Here is a 9,558-nt window from a genome sequence, read left to right as displayed (position 1 = left end):
CTAATATTCTATCTTATAAGTTTTGGAATTTAAATAATAATTTTTGTTCTTTTTTTATTTCCATTGCGTATTAATAAATATACCCACCAAAAAAGGAGATGCTTTATTATTATGGAATCAATCAATCAAGTTAGTGAATTAAATTTTCTAAAAAGAAGTGATCACTATCTCAATGAAGTCATTCGCCAGCACAAACCAATTTGTATTACTGGTTTAAAACATGATCAGCAGGTTGTTATCCTCGAATCCCTTGACTATCCAACTTTTGAATTATTTTACTCTTTTCTTTATTTACAGAGTAAAGCTATCAGTAAAGAAATGCTTTCTGATAAAGAATTGGTCATGTGCTTCCAGTTAGAAACGAAACTTTATGCCAGAACTAAAGAATATGCTCAACGCCGTCTAGCTGACAAATAATGTAAAAAAATCCCTGCAAAGTAAAACTGCAAGGATTTTTTGAATTTTAAGGATCAAATAATTCCGCCGCCATCGACTGCAAAGGCTTGGCCGGTGATAAAATCAGCTTTTGAACTAGCTAAAAAGGCGACCACATTAGCGATATCATTTGGCTCAACTGTTCTGCCCAAGGGGATCGTGTTGATAAAGTCTTTACGGTTTTGCCCTAATGGCTTGCCATTGATCTCTGACATCTTACGATCAATCTCATCCCACATTCCCGTCGTGCCAACAACCCCGGGAGCATAGGCATTGACTTTGATGTGATCAGGTGCCAGCTCTTTAGCCGCTGCCTGAGTCAAACTGATCACAGCAGCTTTCGTTGAAGAATAAGTTGCCCAAACGGGGAAGGCCCGCATACCAGCAATTGAAGAAGCATTGATAATTTTACCGGGAACTTTTAATTCCTTAAACTTCTTAGCGGCTGCCTGGATCCCATACAATACACCGAAAACATTGACTTGATAACTGAGTTCAAGATCTTGGGGCTTGATGTCTATAATCTTGTCAACTTTTGCGATCCCAGCATTATTAACTAAGACATCAAACCCACCTAACTTTTGGGCGACCTCATCAACTACCGCTTTGAATTTAGCCTGATCTGTAACATCCAATCTGACAAAGATCCCCATTTGATCAGCGGCTTCGATTTCCTTGATAACTGCGCGCGCCTTGGTTTCTTGCTGCGGCAAATCAGCCAAAGCAACATCAAAACCATCCTTGGCTAAATGCCGGGCAATTTCAGCTCCGATTCCTTGTGCTCCACCGGTAATCATGACAACTTTATGTGACATTTTATCGACCTCCTAACTTTTTTCTACCAACATTTTACACTACTTCAATTAAAAACGATAGCGTTTACAATATTTGGCCTGATCATCATTGCTTTTAACCTAAAAAGACCGAAGGCTGAGTCAAAATTTTACTTTTGACTCAGCCTCGCAGGTTCTCAATCTTAAACTAGTTTAAAGCTGAGGAGACGACAGTGATCCTTTTTTATTACGGACCCGAAGCCCCTGGAGCTATGACTGATCTCTAGCTTCATCTCCAGTGTAACGAAAAAAGGTCCCGCCAAAAGCCAACTTTTGTCAGTTTCTAACCGGATCTAATCTTAAATTGCTTTTTATCCTGTCTAAAAATGTTGTATATTTATTCAGAATTGACCTGATAAGCTTAGACGTCGAGTGATCTGCTCTTTATAAATCCAAATTCTTTATCTTGCTTTGAATTACTCAAAGCAAAGTACCCGTGATATTCGTAACTTTTAGTTAGTACCTACGCGCTTTCGACTTTGTACTGCCTAATTTTATTTATTTGGCTGAAGATACGGCTTGATTTTGATAACCGCGCCAACTGAGCTATATTTAATCCAGCGAGCATTTTTCAATTGTGCTAAATTCTGAGTTTGACCACTGACAATGATTCCTGCATATTTAGCTGTTTTAAACTGCGGATATTTTTTCAAATACCGGCGAGCATAATTCCAGGCATTATACGTATAGCCATCAAAGCTGGTAATATCTGTGTTCAAAATCGAATCACGATCTTTAGCCACCTTTTTCAACTCTCGATAAGCTATTTGATCCGGCTTTTCATCAGTAGCCTGAAAGCCCAAGTAATTATTATCAAAATAACTCGCATCTCCGCGATTGTTTGGGCCCAACCAATACCAATCTTGTTCAACTGAATCAGGTAATAATTTTTTATTTGTTGATAAGTCAACGGTTTGCTAAAAGTCAGAGCAACTTCAGCCACGGAGTTTTTGACTTGAGCAATTTGTTTTAGCTGATTGAGGTTGGCTGTAGCTCGATAATGATGCTTAAGGCTGTAAAACAGCGGAATTTTTTGTTGTGTTTGCCGATCATAGGCTTGGGCGGTTTCTTCATCATAATCAACGCCAGCTTGATTCATAGCATCTTCCTGGTAGCCGCTCCAACTATAATTGCCAATTAAGGTCGACCATGGAATTCGATAACCATCAATCACTTTATAACGATGACTGGTGACTGTTCCTCCAAGAAAAGAAGTTGAGCTTAAATAATTGTCACTAGCCTCAATATTGGGTGATAATAGATCCTCTCGAATTTCGATTCTTTTCATCAACTGCCAGCTTTGATTGCTTGCCAAATTTTGCGTCGTTTTATAAATAACTGCCAAAATCACCGGTACTAAAAGAATAATCAAGCCAATCGTCAACAGCAGCCGTTGCAATTTCATTTTTCTAATCTTTTTTTTCATTTTTTTCGTTGCTTCATCCATTACTTTTTCCTCCAATCAAACGTCTGATTTTTCGTTTTAAGCGATATAAGCGCATTTTGACAGCTGCCACACTGGTCTGATTAATTTGGGCAATCTCTTTCAGACTGCTGTTTTGCTGATAGCGCTGCAGCAGCAAATTTAATTCAGCTATATTTAACTCTTGAAAAATGACTCGCAACTGCTGTTCCTGCAAAGACGTCGTTTCAGTCTGGTCACTAATGATTTGACCAATAGCTTGCGGACCATACCTCGTTAGCAGATGTTGTTTGCGCTGCTGGTGACGCCAATGATCGATCAACCGCGACTTGGCAGCTTTGCGTAAATAAACTCGCAACTGAGCTGGTGAAAGCTCTAATTCCAATTGCCAAGCCAATATAAAGATGTCTTGCGAAATATCTTCAGCTTGTTGCTGGCTGGCCCCCAATACTCGTAAGTACCCCAGTAGTTCATGGCAAAGATCAATTAGCAGCTGATCATATGCACTCAACGGCATATTTTCTCCCCTCCTTCTATGCTATTAGACGTTTTAAACCAGCAAAAGTAACGAAAAAAAAGACAAGGAACAAATAAATTCTTTCCTTGTCTTTAATTATTAAGTTGATTGAGAAAATTAACAATCTTTTTTTTGTATACTAGCTTACTATCTTTCAGCACCTGGAGCATAAAGCGGATGAGCATCCGTCAATTTTTTAACCTCTTGCCGCACTTCCGCTAAAACAGCAGCATCATTAGCATTTTCTAAGACCATAATGATCAGTTCAGCAATACGTTTAGCCTCACTTTCTTTGAAGCCACGGCTGGTGATCGCCGGCGTCCCTAGACGAATGCCACTAGCTTTAAACGGACTAAGCGTTTCAAATGGAATCGTGTTTTTGTTGACAGTAATATTAACGGAATCCAGCAAGTTTTGCGCTTGTTTGCCGTTTAAACCAAAGCCCCGGACATCAACTAGCATCAAATGATTATCGGTCCCACCAGTCACAATTCGTGCTTGATCATCTGCAGCAAAGACTTTCGCCATGGCTTGTGCATTTTTAATGATCTGTTGGGCATAAGCTTGAAAATCTGGCTGCAAAGCTTCAAATAAGGCTGCTGCTTTACCGGCAATCACATGTTCCAATGGTCCACCCTGAGTTCCCGGGAAAATTGCGCTATTGATTTTCTTCGCTAATTTTTCATCATTCGTCAAAATCATCCCACCACGCGGACCACGCAAAGTTTTATGGGTCGTGGTGGTCGTGATGTCAGCATACGGAACCGGACTTGGATGCAGCCCAGCAGCAACTAAACCAGCAATATGCGCCATGTCGACCATTAATTTTGCTCCAACTGAATCGGCAATTTCACGGAATTTCTTAAAATCAATCAACCGCGAATAAGCACTGGCACCGGCCACAATCAATTTTGGCTGCTGTTTTTTGGCTAATTCAGCAATTGCCGCATAATCTAAGCATTCCGTTTCAGGATCAACTCCGTAAGCCACAAAATTATAAGTCTTACCACTAAAGTTGACTGGCGATCCATGAGTCAAATGTCCCCCGGCTGTTAGATCCATCCCTAAAACAGTATCTCCTGGTTTAATCAAAGCTAAGTAAGCAGCGGCATTGGCCTGCGAGCCTGAATGTGGCTGAACATTGACATATTTGGCACCAAACAATTTTTTAGCTCGTTCGATGGCTAAACTTTCGACAACATCTATGTATTCACAACCACCATAATAACGCTTGCCGGGATATCCTTCTGCATATTTATTGGTTAGCACACTACCTTGAGCTGCTAAGACGGCTTTAGAAACAATATTTTCCGAAGCAATCAATTCCAAGTTACCTTGTTGCCGTTCTTCTTCATGCTTAATGGCATTCCATAAATCAGGATCCTTTTGTTTAAAATCCACGTTAGATCATTCCTTTCTAATCTTTATTATCTGAATTGTATCACAATTTAACACTTCATTTTTTATCAAATTGTCGCAGCCAATAACTTTTTCAACTTAAGACTTCTAATTTTTAAAAAACTAGCCTTAGCCGACAATGTTAGCGCTTGCTGATAGACCGATTTTTAATTATTTTTCGTTAACTTGATAATTATCTTTTGAAACCAACTTTTTTTATGAAGAATTACTTGCTTTTACTAATCTATACCAATTCAAAAAATGGAAACTTATAATTTCCCTGATTTCATTTTATTAGTCTTGATTTGATGTTAAAATGACAAAGTATTAGTAGTAAAGGAAGGCAAAGCAAGTGGAACAATATCAGAGTATTTTTGATATCATCGGTCCGATTATGATCGGGCCTTCAAGTTCGCATACTGCCGGTGCTTTAGCAATCGGTCATGTTGCATATCAATTATTTAACGGCCAGCCTGAAAAGGTCACGATCCATTATTACGAATCCTTTGCCGCAACCCATCGCGGACATGGAACTGATTTTGCAATCGTCGCTGGAATTCTTGGCCTAGGTTATTCAGATTTTAAAATTGTTTCTTCAGTTAAGCTAGCTCAAGAACGTGGGATCCACGTCAACTTTATTGAAGAAAGTCAAGCCAGCCCGATTGGCCATCCGAATACGGCTTTTATTGAAATGACCGGTTCACAAAAGAAATTGATGGTTGGCGGCTGTTCAGTCGGTGGCGGCAAGATTGAAATCAGGCAATTGCTTTATCACAATTGTCAGATCAAAATTAACGGTTTTTTACCATTTGCGCTCTGTCCACTTGATCCACAGTACCTGAAAGTTCAACAACAAGTTTGGAAAAAAATCGGTTTGATCCGCCAAATCAAAATTTTTCATCAACAGTCAGCGGCAGTGGCAGTTTTATTTTTAAGTCGTAATCCAACAGCAGCTGAAAGCCAACATCTACAGCAAATCTTACCGCAAATAACTATTTTGCAAGGATAACCGAGGTAATTTTCAATGTACAAGACAATCAAAGATTTAGTTACCAGCTGTCAACAGCAGCAAAAGCCAATTTGGCAAATCGTGTTAGCAGCTGAACAGGAACAGACCGAGGCCAGTGAAACTGAAATTTGGCAGCAACTGGCTAAACGCTATGAGGTAATGCAGGCAGCTATCAGGCGAGCCACAACTGGCGACGGTGTTTATTCACCAACTGGTTTAACGGGTGGCGAAGCACTAAAAATTAAAAAGTATCGTGCCTCCCAGCCAACCCTGGCTGGTGGAGCTTTATTGCAGGCAGTTGAAAATGCGGTTGCTACTAATGAAGTCAATGCCGCGATGGGTAAAATTTGTGCGACACCAACCGCTGGCTCTTCGGGAACAGTTCCAGGAGTGCTTTTTTATTTAAAAGACCGCCTGCAGCTGAAACAAGACCAGCGGCTAAAATTTTTACTGACAAGTGGTGCTATTGGCTTGATCATTGCTAATAATGCAATGATTGCTGGTGCAACGGGCGGCTGTCAAGCCGAAGTCGGCAGTGCTTCCGCTATGGCAGCAGCGGCGGCAGTTGAAGCTGCTGGTGGAACAGCTGAACAAAGCAGTCAGGCGGTTGCTATTGCTATGAGCAATCTTTTAGGATTGGTCTGTGATCCAATCGCTGGTTTAGTTGAAATCCCTTGCGTCAAGCGGAATGCTATTGGAGCAGTCAATGCAATCATTGCAGCTGATTTGGCTTTAGCCGGCTGTATAAGCAAGATCCCTGCCGATGAAGTCATTGGGGCAATGGCTGATATTGGTCGCAAATTGCCGCGTGAAGTTCGTGAAACTGGCTTAGGAGGCTTAGCGGGCACACCAACTGGTCAGCAAATTCAAATCAAAATCTTTGGTAAAAAGCTCGACTAGTCCAGCCAAAATTTTGATAAGCAAAAAGCAGGCATTAACTATAGAGATCACTTATACTGCAAATGAGGTGATGAAAGTGAAACTAGCTTATCAGTTAGATAATGAGTTAACCATTAAACGACTTGGTTACGGAACCATGCAATTACCTGGTCCGGGAGTTTGGGGTCCAGCAGTTGATGAGCAAAATGCCGTTAAAGTCATTGAAACGGTCATTGATCACGGTGTTAATTTTATTGACACAGCCGATGCCTATGGGCCGTTATATGCTAATTTGTATTTGCGTCAAGCATTGAAGAACCGGCCTGACAGTCAGGTAGTCGTTGCTACCAAGGTCGGTTTTACCCGACAAGGTCCTGGACAATGGACGCCAAATGGCCGGCCAGAATATTTGCGCCAACAAGTTGAAATGAATCTCTTTTCTTTGGGCCTCGATCAGCTTGATCTCTTACAGCTTCATCGAATTGATCCCACCATTCCACTTGCTGATCAATTAGGAGTTTTAGCACAAATGCAGCAAGAAGGTAAAATCAAACATATTGGTCTGAGTCAGGTTACGGTGGAACAATTGAAGGCAGCTCAAAAAATCGTCCCGATCGTTTCCGTTCAAAATCGCTATAATCTAATTGATCGGCGTGACGAGGCTGTTCTTCAATATGCTGAGAAACATCATCTAGCCTTCATTCCGTGGTTTCCACTAGCAACAGGCAAATTGACTCATGACAGCCAGCTGACTAAAATCGCAGCTAAATATCAAGCTACTCCCGCTCAAATTGCTTTAGCCTGGCTTTTACAACGTAGCGACGTAATTTTGCCCATTCCGGGAACTAAATCGCTTGACCATGCTTTACAAAATATTGCTGCAGCTAAGCTTAAGCTTTCAACGGCCGATTTTCAGCTTTTAGATCAACTAGGAAAGCAGTAAAAAAAACAGTCACGAAAATCTCGTGACTGTTTTTTAAATTAAACGGCCGTTACAGTGATCGATCTCATGCTGAATCGTCTGGGCAACCAAACCACTGAATGTTTGCTGCTGCCTGCGAAAATTCTGATCAAGGTAGCTGACCGTAATCGTTTGGTACCGTTGCGTCTGTTGCTGGCCGTGACTTCTGAGCTAAAAAAGCTGTTTGCTGATTGATCGGTTTAATCATTTGTTTTGCTCCAAAAAAAATTGATTAAAATTATCTTAGCATTATTTTAACACATAATCATGTTAAAATAATTACAAATAAACTTAAACAAAGGTTGGGATATTTGTGACGGAAGAAGCCGAAAATGAAATAACTGAGATTACTCATAAAAATCAGCGAATGCGCCTTTTGGAAATCGTGCGGATAATGCGTAAACACGACTTTATTCGCAATTTTCTAAAGCAGCAACATCCTACAGAAATTCGCCAAGCACTTGAGGAGTTAGGTCCCACTTTCATTAAAGCCGGCCAACTGTTATCAACGCGGCCAGACTTAATTTCACCGGCCTTTATCAAGGAATTTCGCAAACTGCAAGATGATGTGACGGCAGATTCTTTTGCAACCGTTGAAAAAATTTTTGCTGAGCAAACTGGTAAGCAGATCGATCAAGTCTTCATTAAATTTGAAAAGCAGCCCTTTGCTTCAGCTTCAATCGGGCAGACTCATCGAGCAATCTTGAAAAATGGAACTCGCGTCGTCGTTAAGATTCAACATCCAGACGTTGAAAAATTAGTTGCCACTGATTTGGCTCTCTTTAGCCAGGCTTTAAAGATCGTCAAATTCGTGCCTGATATCAGTTTTGTTGATCCGGTAGAAGTTTTTGAAGAAGTCCGCCGTTCCTTATTGAGCGAAATCAATACTGAAAATGAAATTCATAATGGAACCCGGTTTTATCAGCTTAATAATCATCACGGAATTTTTTTAGTACCACGCGTATATGAAAAATTTTCGACACAAAAAATTTTAGTCAATGATGAGATGCCTGGGATCAGTATTAAAGAGATCGCTGATCAAAAACTCAGTCAAGATCCAGCAACCGCTAAAAAACAGCAGCAGACTCGGACCTTTTTAGCCCGTGCCTTAGTCGAAAACTTTATTAAACAAGTTTTTGTTGACAACTTTTTCCATGCCGACCCACACCCAGGTAACATTTTGTTTTGGAAGATTCCGAAATTTGAACCGCATATTCGGCCCAATCTTGGGCAGCAACTGCACGCCCGTCTCAAACCGCAAACCAATTTACCTGATTATCGTTTGATCTATTTGGATTTTGGCATGATGGGCAAATTAACTCCTAATTTAGCTGACGGAATTGCCAACGTTGTCATAGCTTTAAATACCAAAGAACCGCGATCGATCGGCCAAGCATTATTAACGATTTGCAATCGGACTGGTGAAGTTGATCAAGAAGATTTTTACGATCAACTGGCAGTTTTTTTAACGCCTTATCTTCATAGTGGTCTTGGAGAAATTGATTTTCCAACTTTTATTTATGAAATCATCAGTCTTTGTCGACAAAACAACCTCCAAGCTAAACCAGAAGTAACCTTATTAATAAAAGCATTTGGACTGCTGGAAGGCCTGGTTGCTCAGCTTGATCCGGAATTGTCAATGATGGACGTTGCCCGACCATTCGGACGTAAATATTTACGACAAAAATTCAATTTTAGAAATGACACTGAAGATACCCTATTAAATTTGTTGAATGCCACCAAGGCCCTGCCGCGGCTGCCAATCAAAGCTGAAAAAGTTTTAGATCTTTTGCTCCAAGGTCAAGGCCGGATGAATATTCGTTATAAAGGCCAGGAACATCTGCTAAATCGCTTTGAACAGATCGTTAATCGCCTGATGGTCACAATCGTCTTAGCCGCAATTATTCTCAGCTCGTCACTATTGGTTCAGGGTAGTGCCGGTCATCCCACCATCTATAAGATTGGTGTTACAGGCTACCTTATTTCTTTTTTAATTATTGTTTTACTGATTCTAGATGAAATGCGGCGCTATTTTAAACACAAAAAATAAAAAATCCCGTTAAAATGCTTTAAGGGGATTTTTAATATTTATTAATATCCCTG

The 9,558-nt window shown here is 40.4% G+C and carries 11 protein-coding genes; 5 read left to right on the top strand and 6 right to left on the bottom strand.

Annotation, left to right across the window (positions count from 1 at the left end; translation table 11 throughout):
• Positions 1 to 111 precede the first annotated feature (111 nt).
• Positions 112 to 417 (top strand): hypothetical protein, encoded by a 306-nt coding sequence (locus tag ON15_RS02005; RefSeq protein ID WP_010579802.1) that lies wholly within the window; start codon positions 112 to 114, stop codon positions 415 to 417.
• Between the two features lie 53 nt (positions 418 to 470).
• Here the strand turns inward: ON15_RS02005 and ON15_RS02000 are convergent, their stop codons facing one another.
• The 5 genes from ON15_RS02000 to glyA all read right to left on the bottom strand — a co-directional run bounded on the left by ON15_RS02000 (position 471) and on the right by glyA (position 4,609).
• Positions 471 to 1,250 carry an acetoin reductase gene (locus ON15_RS02000; RefSeq protein ID WP_010579801.1) on the bottom strand — a complete coding sequence of 260 codons (780 nt, stop codon included), beginning with the start codon at positions 1,248 to 1,250 and terminating at the stop codon, positions 471 to 473.
• A 512-nt stretch (positions 1,251 to 1,762) separates the two neighbouring features.
• Complete coding sequence (locus ON15_RS01995; RefSeq protein WP_081580138.1) at positions 1,763 to 2,119, bottom strand: anti sigma factor C-terminal domain-containing protein; 357 nt, start codon at positions 2,117 to 2,119, stop codon at positions 1,763 to 1,765.
• The gene (locus tag ON15_RS01990) at positions 2,032 to 2,715 is read right to left on the bottom strand and encodes a sigma factor regulator N-terminal domain-containing protein (protein ID WP_010579799.1); all 684 of its coding nucleotides are present in this window, start codon (positions 2,713 to 2,715) and stop codon (positions 2,032 to 2,034) included. The genes ON15_RS01995 and ON15_RS01990 overlap by 88 nt, the downstream gene beginning before the upstream one ends.
• Positions 2,708 to 3,208, bottom strand: a complete 501-nt coding sequence (locus ON15_RS01985) for an RNA polymerase sigma factor (protein WP_010579798.1) — start codon at positions 3,206 to 3,208, stop codon at positions 2,708 to 2,710. The genes ON15_RS01990 and ON15_RS01985 overlap by 8 nt, the downstream gene beginning before the upstream one ends.
• A 147-nt stretch (positions 3,209 to 3,355) precedes the next feature.
• A complete protein-coding gene (glyA, locus tag ON15_RS01980; protein ID WP_010579797.1) occupies positions 3,356 to 4,609 on the bottom strand; it encodes a serine hydroxymethyltransferase in 1,254 nt (417 codons plus the stop codon).
• Between the two features lie 349 nt (positions 4,610 to 4,958).
• Here glyA and ON15_RS01975 point away from each other — a divergent pair, with 349 nt between their 5' ends.
• The 3 genes from ON15_RS01975 (at position 4,959) to ON15_RS01965 (ending at position 7,437) form a co-directional block, all read left to right on the top strand.
• Positions 4,959 to 5,615: a serine dehydratase beta chain gene (locus tag ON15_RS01975; protein ID WP_010579796.1), complete on the top strand. Its 657-nt coding sequence runs from the start codon at positions 4,959 to 4,961 to the stop codon at positions 5,613 to 5,615.
• 15 nt (positions 5,616 to 5,630) lie between these two features.
• A complete protein-coding gene (sdaAA, locus tag ON15_RS01970) occupies positions 5,631 to 6,515 on the top strand; it encodes an L-serine ammonia-lyase, iron-sulfur-dependent, subunit alpha (protein ID WP_010579795.1) in 885 nt (294 codons plus the stop codon).
• 70 nt (positions 6,516 to 6,585) lie between these two features.
• Entirely contained in the window at positions 6,586 to 7,437 is an 852-nt protein-coding gene (locus tag ON15_RS01965) for an aldo/keto reductase (RefSeq protein ID WP_050999185.1), read from the top strand.
• A gap of 33 nt (positions 7,438 to 7,470) precedes the next feature.
• On the opposite strand, the gene ON15_RS11395 is transcribed toward ON15_RS01965, so the two are convergent.
• A complete protein-coding gene (locus tag ON15_RS11395) occupies positions 7,471 to 7,584 on the bottom strand; it encodes a peptide deformylase (RefSeq protein ID WP_081580139.1) in 114 nt (37 codons plus the stop codon).
• A 184-nt stretch (positions 7,585 to 7,768) separates the two neighbouring features.
• On the opposite strand from ON15_RS11395, the gene ON15_RS01960 reads away from it, so the two are divergent.
• Positions 7,769 to 9,505, top strand: a complete 1,737-nt coding sequence (locus tag ON15_RS01960) for an ABC1 kinase family protein (protein ID WP_010579792.1) — start codon at positions 7,769 to 7,771, stop codon at positions 9,503 to 9,505.
• The last annotated feature ends 53 nt before the right edge of the window (positions 9,506 to 9,558 follow it).

This window comes from Liquorilactobacillus vini DSM 20605, from assembly GCF_000255495.1.
Lineage (GTDB): Bacteria > Bacillota > Bacilli > Lactobacillales > Lactobacillaceae > Liquorilactobacillus > Liquorilactobacillus vini.
Note: the sequence above shows the minus strand (reverse complement) of the source record. Positions and strands in the feature narration are given on the sequence as shown.